General features: G+C 31.6%; 10 protein-coding genes and 1 pseudogene. 10 read left to right on the top strand and 1 reads right to left on the bottom strand.

Annotated features, from left to right (window positions below; genetic code table 11):
* Window positions 1–101 precede the first annotated feature (101 nt).
* The 3 genes from ACQKMR_RS19525 (at window position 102) to ACQKMR_RS19515 (ending at window position 1904) form a co-directional block, all read left to right on the top strand.
* Window positions 102–620 (top strand): ankyrin repeat domain-containing protein, encoded by a 519-nt coding sequence (locus ACQKMR_RS19525; RefSeq protein ID WP_427698799.1) that lies wholly within the window; start codon window positions 102–104, stop codon window positions 618–620.
* Window positions 621–726: 106 nt separating this feature from the next.
* Window positions 727–1341 (top strand): SMI1/KNR4 family protein, encoded by a 615-nt coding sequence (locus ACQKMR_RS19520; RefSeq protein ID WP_427698798.1) that lies wholly within the window; start codon window positions 727–729, stop codon window positions 1339–1341.
* A gap of 128 nt (window positions 1342–1469) precedes the next feature.
* Window positions 1470–1904, top strand: coding sequence for an SMI1/KNR4 family protein (locus tag ACQKMR_RS19515; protein WP_427698797.1), 435 nt, complete (start codon window positions 1470–1472; stop codon window positions 1902–1904).
* A gap of 531 nt (window positions 1905–2435) precedes the next feature.
* Here the strand turns inward: ACQKMR_RS19515 and ACQKMR_RS19510 are convergent.
* Window positions 2436–2594: pseudogene (locus ACQKMR_RS19510) on the bottom strand (hypothetical protein); the annotation flags it as partial.
* 1492 nt (window positions 2595–4086) lie between these two features.
* Between ACQKMR_RS19510 and ACQKMR_RS19505 the strand changes: the two are divergent.
* From ACQKMR_RS19505 to ACQKMR_RS19475, 7 genes are all read left to right on the top strand, one after another.
* Window positions 4087–5769 (top strand): hypothetical protein, encoded by a 1683-nt coding sequence (locus ACQKMR_RS19505; RefSeq protein WP_427698796.1) that lies wholly within the window; start codon window positions 4087–4089, stop codon window positions 5767–5769.
* An 11-nt stretch (window positions 5770–5780) separates the two neighbouring features.
* A complete protein-coding gene (locus ACQKMR_RS19500) occupies window positions 5781–7364 on the top strand; it encodes a hypothetical protein (RefSeq protein WP_427698795.1) in 1584 nt (527 codons plus the stop codon).
* Window positions 7357–12393, top strand: coding sequence for an FtsK/SpoIIIE domain-containing protein (locus ACQKMR_RS19495; RefSeq protein ID WP_427698794.1), 5037 nt, complete (start codon window positions 7357–7359; stop codon window positions 12391–12393). Before ACQKMR_RS19500 ends, ACQKMR_RS19495 begins: the two co-directional genes overlap by 8 nt.
* Window positions 12394–12494: 101 nt before the next feature.
* Window positions 12495–13373, top strand: a complete 879-nt coding sequence (locus ACQKMR_RS19490; RefSeq protein WP_427698793.1) for a DUF4007 family protein — start codon at window positions 12495–12497, stop codon at window positions 13371–13373.
* Window positions 13370–16810 (top strand): hypothetical protein, encoded by a 3441-nt coding sequence (locus ACQKMR_RS19485; RefSeq protein WP_427698792.1) that lies wholly within the window; start codon window positions 13370–13372, stop codon window positions 16808–16810. The genes ACQKMR_RS19490 and ACQKMR_RS19485 overlap by 4 nt, the downstream gene beginning before the upstream one ends.
* 12 nt (window positions 16811–16822) lie before the next feature.
* A complete protein-coding gene (locus ACQKMR_RS19480; RefSeq protein ID WP_375563582.1) occupies window positions 16823–17626 on the top strand; it encodes a hypothetical protein in 804 nt (267 codons plus the stop codon).
* Between the two features lie 157 nt (window positions 17627–17783).
* A complete protein-coding gene (locus ACQKMR_RS19475) occupies window positions 17784–18164 on the top strand; it encodes a hypothetical protein (RefSeq protein ID WP_427698791.1) in 381 nt (126 codons plus the stop codon).
* Window positions 18165–18290: the final 126 nt, after the last annotated feature.

The following is an 18290-nucleotide window of genomic DNA, read 5'->3' as shown; positions in this document are numbered from 1 at the left end:
ATATCCCCTCCTAAAGGCCGAAATAAAGGAACAAAGGCAGGTTCAGACTTAGATGATATTATTGATATATTTGAAGACCTTGGAAATAAAGGAGAAACTAAATGGATAAAATTCAAATTGCGAAAGACATTAGAGGTGCCATAAAAAATGGCCAATTGGATACGGTAAGTGATTTACTTGAGAAAGAACCAGAAATGTTACCATGGATGACATCCTTTGGTACATGGTTACATATAGCAGCAGCTCATGGGCATTTAGAAATAATAGAGTATCTTATAAATACCGGGATAGATACTAATGCACAGGGGGGAACTTCTTCTGCAAATGCCCTTGAAAGAGCAGCTACAAAAGGGCATTTAGATATTGCCGAATATCTCATTAACCAGAATATTGAGATTGATACTAGTGAACCAGATAGAAATCCTCTGTTTGCTGCAATATATGGTGGTCATTTTGAGATTGTTAAATTGTTAGTTGAGAATAATATAGATATATCTATAAAATACTCTGGTGACAACATGAAAGATATGGATGCTTATACATTTGCCATTGAAAGAGGACAAACAGAAATAGCTGAATATTTAAAGGAGAAAATAGATCTGAAGGGGACTTCAAGTTAGTCCATGAAAAATTAATGTATGCCAAAGGGTGTAATAGTCAAAATTAGGCAAAAACTGGCTAACACACATTGGTACTGCATCAGGTTTAAGAGGAGGTTTTTGATTTTTGGGTAACAATTATATAGATCAAATAGAAAATAAATTAAACACCTTAAATATTAAGAAACAAGAAGTCTTTTCTTTAAGTTCAAGAGAAAATCAGATTAAAGATATAGAGAAGATGTATGATATTTACATACCAAAAGATTATAGGGTGTTTCTTCTTAATTATGTTGAAACTTTTTTTGAAAATGAGGTAACGTATAAACCGATTGAGACATCACCTTGGACCTCTAAGGAGGGTACTCAAGTATTTGAAGGTTTTTATGGATTAGCTGGTGAAAATAATTTATTCAATCAAATCGAAGGTTATTTAAATCGGATGCCCGATTGTATGATTCCAATTGGGGAAAGCCCAGGAGGAAATTTAATATGCATAGGAGTAAAGGAAAGCTTTATAGGTAAAGTTTACTTCTGGAACCATGAAAATGAACGTGAAGCTAAAATAATGGTAGGAATAGAAGTGGCTTCAGATGACATTAACTCATATTGGGAAAATATACATCTTGTAGCGGAAACGTTCATAGGTTTTTTAAGTGGATTAGAATTAAATAATGAAACTGAGAAGATGGATGTTGATGACGTAGAGCTGTGGCTAGATGATGATTTATTAGATGATTAAATTATTTTAAGAAAATACGGTCAGCCATAAATGGTTAACCGTTTTATTATGATTACCATTTTAAATGGATAGCACCAACCAATATAATTAAAAGGACTTTTTAAATTCAGTATTAGAAGGTGATTTTGGTGAAATATTCAGCTTTACAGGAATTTATAAAGCAGTATGGCGAAGATGATGATTTTACAGGTGGAGTAAGTGAAGACAAAGTAAAAGAAACTGAACAAAAATTACAGTTCTCATTACCGGAAAGTTATAAGTGGTTTTTAAGAAACTATGGCTCAGGTGGAATTTTTGGTGTAGATATAATAGGGTATGATTTAGTAGGTCCATCAGTAGTAGATGCTACCAAAGGTCATCAAAAGTATTATGATTTAATAGATGGACTTGTGGTTATAGAAGATATTGATGAATTTGCCTATTGCCTCGATACTAATAAAATGAAAAATGGAGAATGTCCAATTATAATGTGGGATAATCAAGAAGGCTATGGTCGAAAGCTTGCAGATAATTTTTTAGACTATTTTATTGAACGCCTTGAATTGGCAAAAGAAGATTGGTAAAAGTTGAGGGTAATAGTTATTTATCTTGCTTTGTTATAAAGTAAGAAAAGTTTTTATATAAGAAGAAGTGGATAGTGCCTTTCGAAGATCAAAGGGACTATCCATTTTTTTTTTGGAAAAGCTAGCTTAGATGAAGGTGATATAGCAAGAATGAAGGATTGTCTTACCCCTAAAGAATGGAAAGTACATCACAAATAGACATTAAAATAATAAAAGAGGTGTAACAAATGGATCAAAGAATATTTAGATGACTCAATATACTAATTATGGATTTAACTGATCGTCTCTGCCACCTACCTGTTGACAAATTGTAGACAATGGCGTGAAAAGATAATTAATAACTACAATATCGAATTAGAAGCGAAAACCAAAAATTATTAGTTTCAATAGAACTTAAACTCCAAGTCAAATGCCTGGAGTTTTTTTCTGCCTGAATTATCAAGAATAGGTTTAATGAAGTGGTTTATGAGGGATTGAAAAGGACCTGAAAAATGAACTATGCCCCATTCTTCGGACAGTATAAAAAAGTGCTTATGCGGCTAATAGGTGGTACTGGCATTGTACCAGGGCCATTTTCTTTAGTCCACATTGAAAACGACACTCATGGTATTTTTCTATAACTCGATCAACTTTGTCCTTAACATCCGTTAAATTAGTACATGTTTTATATTCTGCTAAATCTTTAAAGTGGCCAAAAAAATTCCCATCAGCTCATATTCCCAACAGTTTCCCTTGCGGGACATGGATTGGGCTAGCCCAAGTTCCTTCACTTTGTTTTAAAATAGCGGATGGGTGTAATGGAATCCTTGGTCAGAATGCAGGATTGTACTCGGATGGAACTCTGATTCACAGCCTGCCATAGCCTGCTTAAAGTTGCATAGACGATATTCATATCTAATGACGTGGATAAATGATACGACACTATTTCTTTGGTAGCTGTATCTTTTACGCAAGACAAATCCGCTTTTTTTGACCCTTTCCATAATAAAGGTAGGTAATGTCAGTAAGCAGAAATTTTCCCTGGCTCCTTCTGTTTGAATTCACGATTAAGAAGGTTTGGGCAAGTAAGGTGCTCCTTGGTTGCCTTAGCCATCTTTCGATACGGATTGGCCCTTCTGATTTTTGCGAAGAGATTATATTTTGCCATCAACCGTCTGATTTTCTTATGATTCATGACGGTCGAATAATCATTTTACATAACCATTTTGATTTTTGGAGGGCCCTACTTTTTCCTTTCTACTGAGGAATATATTTTTAATTAATTCTATGTCCAAATGATCCTGTTCCTCGCGTAGCTCAAGGGCTGGAGCCACCTTTAGCCAATCGTAGTAGCCACTTTGACTTACACCAGCCAATTTGCATAGATAGGAAACAGTCTTCTTTAACTGGTATGTCATGATCGTTCTTTCAATCAGATAGAACTTCTCAGCTGCAGTTAGAATAATTTCTTTTTCAACGCCCGCCTTTCTAACTCTTCCAGCTTTTTTAGAAAGTCATTTTCTGCTTCAAGGAATTTGATTCTCGCTTCGGCCTTCCTAAGTTGTTCCACTACAGATTGTGAATTGGAAGAAAGGCGTCCTGTACTTCCTTTTCCACGGCGTTCCGTAAGGAAGCCTCCCTCACCAAACCTTTCAAAGGTATCACGCCAGCGCTGTAGTCTACGCTTAGGTTGTTACTTACTAATTAAAAATTCAGTATATATATTCTTACTCATAAAAACCCAATTCTGTTCCCTTCTGTCTGCTAACTTCATTTTTTTAAAAAATTAGGCAACTAATTATATCCAATAAGGGTGTAGTTACGATTTTATATAATTGTTTTATCCTATTTAATTAATATTAAATTTCCTTGAAATAGATCAAATTGCTTACAAAATAGATGGATAGTTGTATAATATTAACACTATGCGATAGTAAAGTAATACTTGATGATACAATAAGTGGTTAGCATTACAGTTTTAAACAAAATGTTACTAAGGGCAGAAAAGGGCGGATTACAAGTAGATCTGCAGGGAAAAGTCTAAGAAGCCTATAAAGTTTGTTGAAGAAATTAAATTATTTTTTGACTAACCAAATGAGTATTAATCATTAATTTGGTATTAATTAATAGTAAAGAGATACATGAATTTTGATTTACTTATAAAAGTATCTGTTTATTAGAAAAAAGGGGATGTTAGGAAAAAATGTCGTCGAATCCTTTCGTGGACTATCTTAACCAATTTAACGTTTTGTCACCTAATCATTCAAAAATATACGATGAGTATACTTATGAAGCCAACGGGAATAATTTTTCTTTTACCATAGAAACTAAAATTGAGTCTCATTTAATCTCTATATTTAAAAATGAGCCTCATAGTGTAATTTTAACTGGGAATGCCGGAGATGGAAAAACAAGACTTTGTCGTTCTATTTACAATAATTTTAGCACTTCTGAATTGAATGACTGGCCTGACGAAGGCATTATTGACCTTAAGTTTGATAAAGGTATTATTCGATTTGTAAAGGATTTATCTGAGCTTAAGGAAGAGGTTATTGAAAATGAATTATCAAAGTTACAGAGCTATATACAAAATAATCATCAAGAAAAAATTTATTATTTAATTGCAGCAAATGAGGGTAAGTTAACAAAATTTTTATCTCAAAATTCCCAGATGAATTACTTGAAAGAAAGCGTCAGGGAGAGACTGAAGACTTATACAAATAACACTCAACAATTTAGTATTTTTAATCTATTAGATGTTACTTCTTCATTATATGTAGATAAAGTCCTCGAAGAATGGAATAAAGAATCTAATTGGGAGCTATGTAATAGTTGTACTAGAAAAAAAACTTGCATTATACAATTCAATCATGAAAAGACATCTATAGAGCAGGTAAAAGATAGATTAGTAGAACAATATAGATTGCTAGATTATCTAGGTACTCATATTACAATGAGGGAATTGCTTATCCACATAAGTTATGTTCTAACCGGTGGTTTCGATTGTTCAGATATTCAGAATGCAAGGCATGATGAATTGGCAAAGCAAATGGATAGACCTTTTTATGAGAATTTTTATGGTCATGGAATAGAAGCAGAAGCTTTTTCGGAAATGAGAGCATTGAAAGCTTTTAGAGAAGTGGACCCCGGTAATTACTCTATTTCAAATATTGATGATTTTATCGTAAATGGAGATTTAAGCAGTAATAAAAAGCTAGAAGAAATTCATAGAGAAATTTTTAACGCCGACCTTGACTTAAAGTTAGGTTATTTTATAAAAAAATTAGATATCTATAGGAACCACAACAAAGAAAGCAATGATAATTTCGTCGATGAGTGGATAAATAAATTAAGAAGAAAATTCTACTTCGAGTTTCCTGAGGAAAGTCTGTTTAATAGAAAAAGTCTTATACCTTTTGATTATATAACAGATTTTGGAGAGTTATTTGATAATGCCCATAAACAGGGAAAGATAAAAAAAGCCCTTATAACAGGACTTAATAGAGCATTTTCTAAAAAGTTGGTGGATCCTTCAAGCGACCTATTAGCTACAAATGATAACTTAATGATTCATGGGACATATAAAATGAGAAATTTAAAAATATTACCTGAAAATGCTCGCCCTGAAATGGATCATAGGGCTTCTAAGTTTTTTTTGTCAGTAGATGAAATTTTAATACCAATGGACTTACATTTGTTTGAGTATTTAATGAGGTTAAATTCAGGAAATACTCATAATCTATTAAGAGAAGATGTAGAAATTTTGCTGGATACATTTAAAAATGAGTTGATAAAATTTTCTGAACCAGATCCAGATTACTTGAGTATTCTTAGATATGATAATGACAAGGGAATGTATATAGAGGATGAAATTTTAATCCCATAGGGGGCGACAAAATGGCTAATAATGTAGAACAGTTCTCTTCACAGCTTTCCGCTAAAATTTGGGGGCACAGATTTAAGGATGGACAACGGGGACCTGAATATGTATTAGAATTTTTTAATGTTATTTACGGAACAAAATATCAATTAAATGAGGATATGTATTTCAGGAAAAAATCGACCAATCTCAGAAAATTTATATTTGAAGGTATTAAGGAAGGCAGTAAAAGAGATACTGCTAAATTAGATGAGGAGTCAAAGAATTCCCTTTATGGATTATATGATACTAGTGGTGAAGGGACCGAAAGGGTAGAAGTAATTCGAGAGTTTTTTAGGAATTTAGAAGTCCCATTAGTGGATGGTAAAGGAAAAGAAGCTGATCGTTCCTGGTACGCAAGAACCTTATATCCACTTCATGAAAGCCTATTATTCTTTGAACTTCGCAAAAATGGAGAGAGTATTTCCTACGAACGTAACTTTTTTGCAAGAGGCGGAGAGTTATATTACTTAATGATTTCATATGGAACCCAAAAGGACCCTAAGTTAAAACTCAGTATAGAAGATAAATTAAGTGCACTTTTAACAAAAAATGTATCTCTTGAGAGAATCGTAGATACTATTTCAAATGCTTTAGGGGATGAAAAAAATGAAAAGGATTTATATCCTTTAAAGAAATTTACCCAACAAAAAGAAAATAATGAATATCCTTTTTTACCAATTATTGAGCATTCATTATTTGATAAATTCGCTCTAGAACTTGATCAATTATTATCCTTAAACATCGATGTATATGAAATGTTTAAATTATTAACAAGTTTAGTTAGTTTCCAACTTACTAGATATATGTATGAACGGTCTAAGCCATATGAAGCATATAATACATTGTACTTTTTCGATTGTTTAGATGGACAAAATAGTCAAATTCTCAAACATTCAGCGAATTCTTTTAAGCGTAATGAGTTACTTATAAAAGATAAGTTAGAAGAATATTTCGTTGAAGAGTTTATGAACAATATCGGAACAGCAGAAGCAGTAAATAATCAGTTATTAATGTGGAAAGATAATCCAAACACTTTTTTAGAACTTCAAGGTCTTTCCAAGCTGCAATCTAGAAAACAACCCGTTATAAAATCATTGCTTTCTTGTAAAAACTATCAAGACGTAACTACAAAGTTACTAAAAACAGTTAGAGAAGTTGTATCAGATCAATTGAAGAGACAACAGACAGCTATTGTAAGAACTCTTTGTAGAGATGGGGGTCTAGGAAACTATAAAGCAGGTACCAATTATCGGTATACAATGACTGATAATTTTATACAATCGTTAGTATTTGCAAATGTGAAGCCAGGAGAAACAATGGAATTCAGCGAATTTTTAGAAGCTATATATCAAGAGTATGGCTTCGTAATCGGAGATATTCAAGCCAAGCAAAGTGGGCTTTATGAATCCTCAAAGTTAAATATAAGTTACTACAATAAAAATGTGTTGGCCTTAAGAAGTAAACTAAAGAAAAACGGTTTACTTATAGAATATTCCGATGCTACTGCAATGATTAGGAATCCATATGATGTAGTAGAAGGAGTAGTTGTGTATGAATGAAAACAATTTAATAGGATTATGGATAAATAAATTACTAAGCGACCATTTTAAAGCTGAAAAACGAAACCACACCGAAAAATTGTTTTTGAAAATCACCGGTCTTAATCAAGAAAATATCATAAGTTTATTAAATGAATTTAGGAAAAGTAAGAACATTTTACAGCAATCATATGATCCTATTATTCGTACTATCACTCCAATTAATAGCTTTGAAGAATTTTCTTTCTTTGGGGCAGAGACAAGTACTTGGCTAAGGAATAATACACGAGCTAATCAAGCACTTATACTAGTTATAAATGAAATAACACCAGAATCACAAAGCTTAGAGAATATCTTTACTATTGATGAATCCTATTTATTATCGAAGCAAGGACTGGATTCTCTTTTTAATCTCTTTTCTGAAAATGGAATTTTGGCAGCAGATGAAATAGAAATTCTAAATGACTTTATAAGCTTATTTAGGGAAGTTTCTGAACCGCAACTTAGAAGTGTGTTGCAATTTCTAGTTCAGTTAATTAATGATGAATCTCCTTCAGTAATTGATAAAATTCAAAAAAACTTACCTTCTTTAAATCTATTTAAAGATACAAAATTATCACTAAGTGATAAAGGTAAGTTAAAGAAAAATTATGAGTTGGCCAATTTACAGGCAGGGAATAGAAATTTAGATACTGAACAGTTGCAAAACAAACTCTATTCTTTTTTAGAAGAAGAGGAGAGAGCTGATTGGGCAGAGGATATTTGGGACAGTACGACTTCCGAACAGTTTACAAAAGAAGCATTAGATTTCCTTAACAATAATGATAATACCTTTTTGTTTAATGAATTTAGTTTGGTAGAAAAAGTATTTAGTTTTAAAGTAGTAAAGAATATTACTGAACAGCTTATTGATATTAAACAAACTTATACATTTCAAGATGATAGAGAAGAGGAGGATTTCGAAAACGGATATAATGACGTACTAGATGGAAATGATCCAGAGGCCATACAAAATTTCATTGACGATTGTGAAGATATTCTAAATGTCAAACCAGGTTTGGTGAAAAAATTAACTAGAATTGTAGAAAAATTAAGAAACCCTTCAGAATATGAGGATCTTTTCTATGGATTAATGAGAGAAATATTCTTATTTCTAGAAGATCATTCTCAAAGAGAAAATATTGATAAATTATATTTTAGACTTTCTATAAACTCAAAGCTTCCAGGAAATATATTATCCATACAGAGATTATATTTGAATAATATCAATAAATTAATACCACGGCTGGATTTTGATATTGCGTCATTATTAGATAAATATGATGACTCAAGTAAAGAAACAGATGTATCCTATAACTTAAGTTTCCATATTAAAGATAAAATTATTGAAAACAAAAAATTTAAAATAAAAGGGCTTCATCGTCTGGATATTTATAGCCTGTATAATCAGGTATCGAAAAAATCTATACCATACTTACAAAATTATGCGGAAAATGAAATAGAAATAATTGATGTACAAAATTATGTAGATGAAAAGGTAAAATACTATTTAGCAGGAAATCAACAACAAATGGAAGATCACTTTCATAAATTTTCGAATTTCCTAATGAACTATAGTGAATTATTAACAATTGCTGTAGATGATGGAATAAGTGTATTAAACGTGAATAGTTTAGAGGCTGAGGTTACAAATTTATTAGAAAATGTATATGAGTCCTCTCAAGTAGCCAAGCATATATACCAGTATGTAAATATTATCGGGGCCATTGACACATTTGAGACAAATAAAGGTGAAAGTTCAATACCTAATAGCAGAGTATTGACTATCTTTAACCCAATTCGATTAATATCTATAATTAAAAGATATGAAGAATTAAGTAATCAAATTGAATCTTGGATTACTGCTGCTACATCTAGCACTCTACAAGTAGAAAAATTGGATGAATACTTAGGTTTTATTTACGAAAAGACAAGTAATTTAGCACCTAGATATTTCTCCACTAATAGCGATAGGGTTTTCCTAATTGAACAGGAAGAACGATTAGGTGAAGGTTTATTTACCCTTAGTAATAAGCCTCATCAATCAACCGATACTTTAGTCAATGAGCTATCAGAAGAATTAGGGAAAACGATTAAAAATTATTTAGAAGTATATCCATACTCAAAAGATGGACTCGATGTCCTGATGCTATATTGTCAAAGTGCTGACATAGTCACAAAATGCATAGATGAAATATTTAAAAAGACAAAGGTGAATAAGCTTAGATTAACAGTTCATAGTGAACATGCTGCCAAAATTCATGGAAAATTAAATAAATGGATTGAACAAAAAGAAGAGTATATAAAGCCACAGTTGGGATCTAAGTTTCCTAAACTTGAGCTAAATGTTATATCCGGAAAAAATATTTCGTCTATTAAAGATAGTGTTAATAACCGAATGGAAGACGCGGATATAGTTGTATTGGCTGATTACTTTTCACAGGCAAACCAAATTCAAAATAATTTCGAAAGATTTACACCTTCGACAAGTTCATCTTGGTTTGAAACTTTATATAAAGAACCTTTAAACGATGATGAAGCTGTAAAACGAATAAGTTTTGTAAGCGAATATTTGCCTGTTGCGTTACAGTCCTTTTATCAACTCCAATTCATCATAGATACAAATCAAATGCCTGAAAGAGATAACATAAATGTTCTCAAAAATACGATTTCTATCTCTAATGTGGGTAATAATGCATTGATTGATTTTATGCATGAAAGGTTCAATTGGGTTGTAATTCTCGATAGGTATTTAGATAAAACGTTATTAATAAAAACTTCTTCTCAGGCAAACATCATACAATATAAACCCAAGACTGGTACGAATAGTAACTTTAAGTTAATTGTATCGTCCTCGAAATATATAAGGAAAATAAGTGAAGAAACAAGTGATTATGCTTATTATGATCGTTTGCATAGAAAGCTTGTATCCATCTTAAAGAATGAAAACGTAAGTAGAGAAGAAGTGATAGCAGCAGTTAATAAAGTGAAAGACATTTCTGGAGCATTAGTACTAAAGGTTATTGGAAAAGGAAAATATGCACATGAAATGCTAGCGACTTATTTAACTACTAAAAAAAGAGGTAATAGTGAATCCAAAACTTTATCAGTTTGGTCTTCATGTGACGATCTTCCATGGTTTGCAAATAATAAGAGAAGACCAGATTTGGTTTTAACTACTATAAATGAAGAAGAAGGTAAATTAAATATTCATTTTGAATTAGTTGAATTGAAATTTGTAAGCCATACTATCTTTGAAAAAGAAAGATATGATGCACTTAAACAAATTAAAAGTGGTTTGAGCCTATACGAAAAGTTATTTGATTTTACTTACCCTAAACTTGATACAGAATTTTGGCGGAGAGAATTAGTACAGTACTTTATCGAAAAAAGTTCATATAAACCAGATCATATTTACTTGTTAAAAAAATTACAACATATAAATATTTCGGATATAACCGTAACGATGAGTGGAAGTGCTGATGTTTATTGCTATACATCAAATTTAACTGAATCGAATTTTCAAAGTGTTGATGAAGGTATTTATTTAGAGAAAATTGATTCTCAGACTGACAACTTTATCTTTACAAGATCTTACATTCTTAAACAATTACAAACAACTGAAGAAGTCACTCCTGAATATGAAGAGTTGGATGAAGGTTATCTTCTTGATATCTCTACGGAACTAATTAATGATGCAGAGTCTGGTGATATTGTTTCAAAAGATCACGAAGTACCAGCTGAAGATGAAAATTTCGGGGAAGAAAAGGAGCTAGACAAAGAGCGGGTGTCAGTCAAAGAACTAGACATAGTATCAGATGAAGAGCCTGACAAAGAACCTAGAAATATAATAACTAAAGTGACTTCCCCCTCCTTTTATCCTGAACAAGCAGCTTTAGAGGAGGTATCTCTAATATATGAAGATACTAAGGAGGATAACGAAGAATTAAAAAATTCTTATATAAAAAAATTAAAGTTAAAGTTGAATCAAGAGGGAATTCACATCAATGTTAAAAAGTCTATCATAGGTTCTGGAGTTATAAGGTTGAACTTAGAGCTTCCTTCCGGTTCTTTTAAAAAAATATCCAATCGATCCGATGATATTCAAATTTGGTTGGGACTTAGTACGGAACCCCATATTTTTATAGATAAAAACGGAATTAATATTGATGTCATTAGAGATGATCCAGAAACCGTTTATTTTGAAAAGTTTATGGAGATCGTACGAGAACAACTGCAAAATGAAATTTCTGGAACAAACTTAATTGCACCACTTGGATTAGATCCTTTAAATAATGTCATATTTATGGATTTCTCGAGCTCTATGTCTCCACATTTACTTACAGGCGGGACAACTGGAAGTGGTAAAAGTGTAACTTTAAATTCTATTATTTTAGGAATGATGTGTTTGTATTCCAAGGAACATGTCGAATTTTTATTTATTGATCCTAAGAAAGTAGAATTTATGATTTATGAAAATAAACAACATACTATTGATGTTACTACGGATGTTGATGCAGCAGTAGGGAAATTAAATAAATTAGTACTTGAGATGGAAAATAGGTATACCATTCTTGCTGAAAAGCAGGTTACAAATCTAGAAGAATACATTGAAGATGGTAACCCGAAACTACCGAGAATCGTTTTAGTTTTTGATGAATTTGCAGATTTTATGACTAGAGATTCAGAAACCAAGAAGGAAGTTGAAATAGCTATTCAACTCCTAAGTCAAAAAGGAAGAGCGGCAGGAATACATTTAATTATTTGTACACAAACCCCTAAGGCGGACATCATTAATACTAATATTAGAAATAATTTAGTTGGTAGACTAGCATTAAAAGCTGTTGATGCAAATGCTTCTAGTATTATTCTTGATGAAGTTGGAGCAGAAAAATTGGCAGGAAAAGGAGATTTTCTTGCTAGGGTAAGTGGTACTGTTGTAAGAGGGAAGAGCCCGTTCTTAACGACGAAAGTGAGAAGAGCGTTATTAAATTACTTTTCAAAAGAATAAAATTGAAGAACATCTAGATTTGATTCTAGATGTCTTCTTTTCAACAAATCAGTTACTGGAAAAGGTTCTCCAGTGAAAATCAGAAAGGCGTTAGATGTGATATGGCATATGGGCAACATCAAAGCTTTTATTTAAGAGATAGATGGTTAAATAAAGGTATTAAGCATTTGGCTACCGATGAAAGGTTTTTCTATGATAAAGATGCTTTTGAAAAAATCGGACTTGGAAAAAATATGGTTCAATCTCTCCGCTATTGGGTTGTTGCTACAGGTGTAGTTTCAGAGGTATATAATGCTGAAAGAAAGAAAATACATCGTATTACTGAACTAGGTGAATTAGTTTTTAAATACGATAAATTTATAAAGTTACCTGAAACAGCGTCCATTTTACACTATCAATTGGTTAAGGATATTGAGCCATCTTCTACATGGTATTGGTATTTCAATGTATATAAAGAAACGGTTTCAACTAAGGATACCCTTCTCAATGAGCTCATAAACTGGGTGAAGGATACAGAGAAAAAGGTTGTTTCAGAGAAATCGTTGAAGCGTGATATTGATTGTCTAGTCAAACTATATACGGCAGGACAAAATGTGAACGACCCTGAAGAAGTAATTCAAAGCCCCTTGCATAAACTAGGTTTAGTAGAAGAGATAAAAGGAATTATTTACAAAAAGGCATCTAACTATAATCATATTGGTCTAACTGCTTTAATGTATGTCTTATTGGATTACAGTTTTCAAAATGATGTTGATACTGTCAGTGTGGATGATTTAGTTCATTCTATAGGCTTATGGGGTAAAACTTTCAATATTAGTAGAAGTTCAATTGTGAATGCCCTGAATCAATTAACATTACATCCAAAGTATCCAGTAAGCTTTATTCGAACAAATAATTTAGATTTAATTAGAATCCCAAATATTACTCCACAGAACTTTTTACAAGATGAGTATAGACGAAAGGTGGAAGTAATTAAATGATAGTTAAAGATGCCCCATTTAAAACCAGTGTTAATATAAAATTTGACTTAGGGAAGAAGGAATTTATCAATCGATACTTGCCTACACCTTCACACGCTGAATCTTTATTAGGCCTCTTAGGAGGATTTACTGGTAAAGAAATTAGATCACATATTATTATTGGTCCTTATGGCACAGGAAAATCACTAATTGCTACCATTGTGGCCGGGCTAGTTTCAAAGAAAGTCGATAAGAGAACTTTCAATGCTTTATCAAAGAAATTCAACAAGGTACATGATGATATTTTTGATGAATTACTTGAGGTTAATAATATAGAAACAACGTACTTAACGGTGGCACTGAACGGAAATGAAGGAAGATTTAGACAGTCCATTTTAAATTCAATAATTAGAACTATTAATGAGAATAAGATTAATATTACTCTTCCAGGCCAAAATGGGAAAATTATCCAAACTGTTGATTTATGGTCACAGCAGTTTCCAACAACATATAGGGCATTTAAGAAAATCCTAAAAGAAAAAGGAAAAGATATAGATTCCTGGAGATTAGGAGTATTAAACCAAGAAAAAGAAGAAATTGATTGGTTTATAGATATATTTCCTTCATTAACTTCTGGTTCTGAGTTTGTTGTGGATTATAAGGAATCTTTTATTGATCAAATTAAGTTTGTGCTACATGAATTAAAGAAAAAAAATATTGGGTTATTTATTGCCTATGATGAGTTTGGCAGGATGCTCCAAACGATCGAACCTCATCTTGTACATGAAACCATGCAGGATTTACAAGATCTAGCGGAGTTGACCAATAATACAGCGGATAATTTGCATTTGCTATTAATTACACATCGTAATTTAGCTCAATATTTAGGCTTGTTAAATGAAGAATTTAAGAATGAATTTCAAAGAATTGAAAAGCGATTTAGAACATACTATGTAGAAAGTGACCGCTTCACTTTCATACGGATTGTAGATAGCTATCTTAACAATATAAACAGTAACAGGTTAGTTAAAAATAAAAACATACCGGATTTAATTGATCAATTAAGAAAATATCCTTTATTCCCAGAATTGAATCAACAAGAAGTTGAAAAGATCATTATAGAAGGAACGTATCCTTTACATCCAGTGACTCTATACTTATTACCATACTTATCTAGTTTTTTTGGACAAAATGAAAGAACGTTATTCACATTTTTAGAAAGTAGTGAAACTGGTGGTCTAACTAATCATCTCGATAAAAATGACGGATACTATCTTCCATCTCATTTATTTAATTACTTTTTCCCTTCCTTACATGAAGTAGATACCAGTAATGATGGCTTTGAAACAATGAAGATATACAAAAGCATTATTCATAAAGCCCCCTTATTACTAGAGGATAAGAATAATTTGGATGTTATAAAATTCATTACGCTATGGGAAATGGCAGGTTTACAATCAAAATTTAAGCTGACAACAGACTTTTTACAGTTTGCCTTGAACAAAACAAGAAATGAATTAACCAATGTTCTTACAAAGTTATCATCAATAAAAACGATTAGATTTAATAGAGTAATGGGGTATTGGGAGTTAATGGAGGGTAGTTCATTCTTTATTGAAGAAATTATAAAAGAAAGACGGCCTTTTATTAAACTTAATAGAAATTTAAGAGAAACAATTTTAAAAAACTTGTTAACAAAACGATTCTTCTTATCAAATGATTATAATGATGAGAAAAGTATGACTCGATATGCTGAAATAGAGTTTCTATTTAGTTCAGAAATTTTACAGGATGAAGGTTGGAGAGGAAAATATAAGGAATCCAAGAAATCAGATGGGATAGTTTTTTATATCATACTCGAATCTTTAAGTGATCTGGAATATGTCAAAGAAAAATTAAAGAATTCTGAAGAATATTTTATTTACTGTATTTCTAATTATTCTTTTTCACCAATAGATGAACAAGTTACGGAACTTGTGGTCATTAATGACTTACTGAATGATATTGAATTGTTAAAAGAGGATAAATTTTTAAAGGAAGAATTGATATTAAGGAAAGAGGATCTAGAGTTTTCAATCAGAGATTTTATTGAAAAATATACGAGCTATAGTTCTGAATGTTTATGGCTTTATAAGAACGACGAGATTGCTCTTCATAGTGAAATTGCTTTAGAGCAACTTTTAAGTAATATTATGTTCCAAAATTATAGACTAACTCCAGAAGTTAGAAATGATTCGTTTAATAGAAGAAAAATTAATAACATGCAGCGTAAAGCAGGTTATACCGTTCTGGATAAAGTTATCAATAATTATAGTGAACCAGATCTTTCTATAGAAGGACAAGGGCCTGATTATTTAATCTATGCCACAGTATTTAAAAATAACAATTTTGATATAAGAGATCTAGATAATATAAGTTCAATTGAATTAAGAGAGTTAAGAGAAAAATTGGTAGATTACTTAGAGTGCAATGTAAATGGTTGTCTGAGTGACCTTTCAGCAATCTTACAAAGAGAACCATTTGGGATTAGGGCCCCTTTAATTCCTATATTTGTTGTTTCGTTGTTGAGAGATAGATGGGACCAGTTGATGTTCTATAGAAATGATATGTATATAGCTGGAATAACAAGTGAGATTTTATATAAAATGTTCGAGGAAGCTAATGAATATGAATTTGTTTATTATAAATTTGATCAGCAATATGAAGAGTTCTTCTTATCATTAGAAAATACCTTTAGTCATTATGAGAATGATTTAATAAAGAACAAGCCTAAATTTATTCGCTTGAATAACGCAATGCTTTCTTGGCTTAGAAGTCTACCAAGATATACTCAAACTACATCGAATCTTAATGAGAATATATTGTGGTTAAAAGAAATTATTAGAAAAAGCGAGATAAATCCTCAAGAAACTTTTAGGAAGTTATATGAGAGATATAATAAAAATATTGACGTACTTTTAAAGGAAAAGACAGAAATAGAAGCGGCTTATACGGAATTTAAGAAAGTCCTATGTCATGAAGTTCTTAATATAGTAGATGTAGTCTCATTTGATCAACTACATTCATGGGCACAGGACAATAATGGAGAAGTAAGGAAGAAAAATAAATTTGTAAAAAGTATAATTAATTTAGATCAATTAGAGAATTGGATTGAAGAGTTTGCCTACTCTTACTTAGGTATTGAACTATCCAATTGGTCTGATATCACTACAGAAATGTTTCTTAGACAGATTAAATCGGATTTCCAGGACACATCCATTCACAATCTAAATACTGGTAATCAAATAGAGATCCAATATAATGGAATAGTAAAGACTCTTAATAAAGTAAGTTTATCAACAAAGTCCGAAACAATATATAAAAATGTTGAGCGGATGATTCGTAATGCAGGGCGTAATGTACCAAAAGAGGAAGTAGAGTATCTTGTTTATAGTTTGTTTGATCAATTTGTAGAATAGAGAAGGTGACTTGTGTTGGATAGAAAACCAGTACATGTAGCTATGTTTAGTGGGGGCGCTGCAAGCGCCTATGTTGCTTATCAAATGGTACAAGCGCATGGGAAAGAAAATTGTATTCTTTTTTTTACTAATACATTGTGGGAAGATGACGATAATTATAGATTTATGGATGAGGTTTCTGACTATATTGGACTTGAAATTACTGAACGAATAGATGGTAGAACTCCAGAAGAAGTTTTTTATGACTATCGATTTTTGGGGAATTCAAGGTTGGCGAAATGTTCAGAAGAGCTAAAAGTCTATCAAACTATTGTTTTCTTAGAAGAACTTAGGGATCAACATAACTTAGAACCGATCCTTTACTTTGGAATTGGTCCTCATGAGTCTCATCGAGCGGATAATTTGAAGGAATTTTATAGCCACCGTCCTCTTGAACCTATCGAAACTAGGTTTCCTATGATTGAAACCTTTAGAGAGGATATTGATGCTAAAGGTATCATTGAAGGAGAATGGCGAATAAAATTACCAAGAATGTATGAAATGGGCTTTTCACATGCAAATTGTGGGGGGCGCTGTGTACGGGGCGGTTATCAACATTACGCACAATTATACAAAATTTGGCCGGATAGATATGCTTTACAAGAAGAGATGGAAGAGAACTTTCGTAAGAACTTTGAAAAGAACGTATCTATCTTGAAAAAAGATGGAGGACCCTTTACATTAAGGGAATATAGAGAGCAAATGGATAGAGAAGGTGTAGAAAAATTCTTGAAAACAAAAGATGAAACAGTTCCATGTGTTTGTTCTTTCTCATAACAATTAAGATACTGTTGTAAACGATATTAAAGTAAAAAACCATGATTGAGTAAATCATGGTTTTTTATTGTACTCACCATTTGAATAAGTCATACATATAATGGGAATAAATAATAATACATATCCAGATATAAAATCTATCTGCAAGGGTGTTAATATGTTATATGTCAAGAATGGTCATATTCTAGAAATAGGACAAAAAATAAGAGTATATCGGAATTTACACACAGGAACCTTCTCTATTCAAGATTTAAAGACCAAAATAGTCATTGCTCATGGAGATGGATTTATCCTACATGACGTTGATTTTAAAGTATATAAAAAGGGACAAGAAAGAGTCAGAAACACTCTTCACAAAAGGGTTCATGCTTATGTAATTGGAACTTATTCTGATGAAGAATGTAATTTAACATCTGAATATAGCCCGATTTTTTATGATCCATATAAAACTGATTACTTTGTCGATTTAAAATCATTAAACCCAATTCACAAATCGGATTTATGTCTTTGTTTAAATAATAGGTGTTATATAAAATGAATCTTAACCTGAAATAATTTATATTTGTATAAATAATTCAAGGAGTATTCACTCAGAATTATGCTATTCATCAGTTTTAATTCGCTTTTTTCAGGTAGACAAATGATTTATAAGAAAGGTATCTCG

The sequence above is a fragment of the Peribacillus sp. NPDC096540 genome, assembly GCF_050278525.1.
Taxonomy (GTDB): Bacteria; Bacillota; Bacilli; order Bacillales; family DSM-1321; genus Peribacillus.
This window is presented reverse-complemented; position numbering and strand designations above follow the sequence as displayed.

Excerpts from the sequence above, each read along its gene's own strand:
- ACQKMR_RS19485 (WP_427698792.1), top strand. The coding sequence starts at position 13,370 with ATGATAGTTAAAGATGCCCCATTTAAAACCAGTGTTAATATAAAATTT.
- ACQKMR_RS19475 (WP_427698791.1), top strand. The coding sequence starts at position 17,784 with ATGTTATATGTCAAGAATGGTCATATTCTAGAAATAGGACAAAAAATA.
- ACQKMR_RS19490 (WP_427698793.1), top strand. The coding sequence starts at position 12,495 with ATGGCATATGGGCAACATCAAAGCTTTTATTTAAGAGATAGATGGTTA.
- ACQKMR_RS19525 (WP_427698799.1), top strand. The coding sequence starts at position 102 with ATGGATAAAATTCAAATTGCGAAAGACATTAGAGGTGCCATAAAAAAT.
- ACQKMR_RS19505 (WP_427698796.1), top strand. The coding sequence starts at position 4,087 with ATGTCGTCGAATCCTTTCGTGGACTATCTTAACCAATTTAACGTTTTG.
- ACQKMR_RS19495 (WP_427698794.1), top strand. The coding sequence starts at position 7,357 with ATGAATGAAAACAATTTAATAGGATTATGGATAAATAAATTACTAAGC.
- ACQKMR_RS19500 (WP_427698795.1), top strand. The coding sequence starts at position 5,781 with ATGGCTAATAATGTAGAACAGTTCTCTTCACAGCTTTCCGCTAAAATT.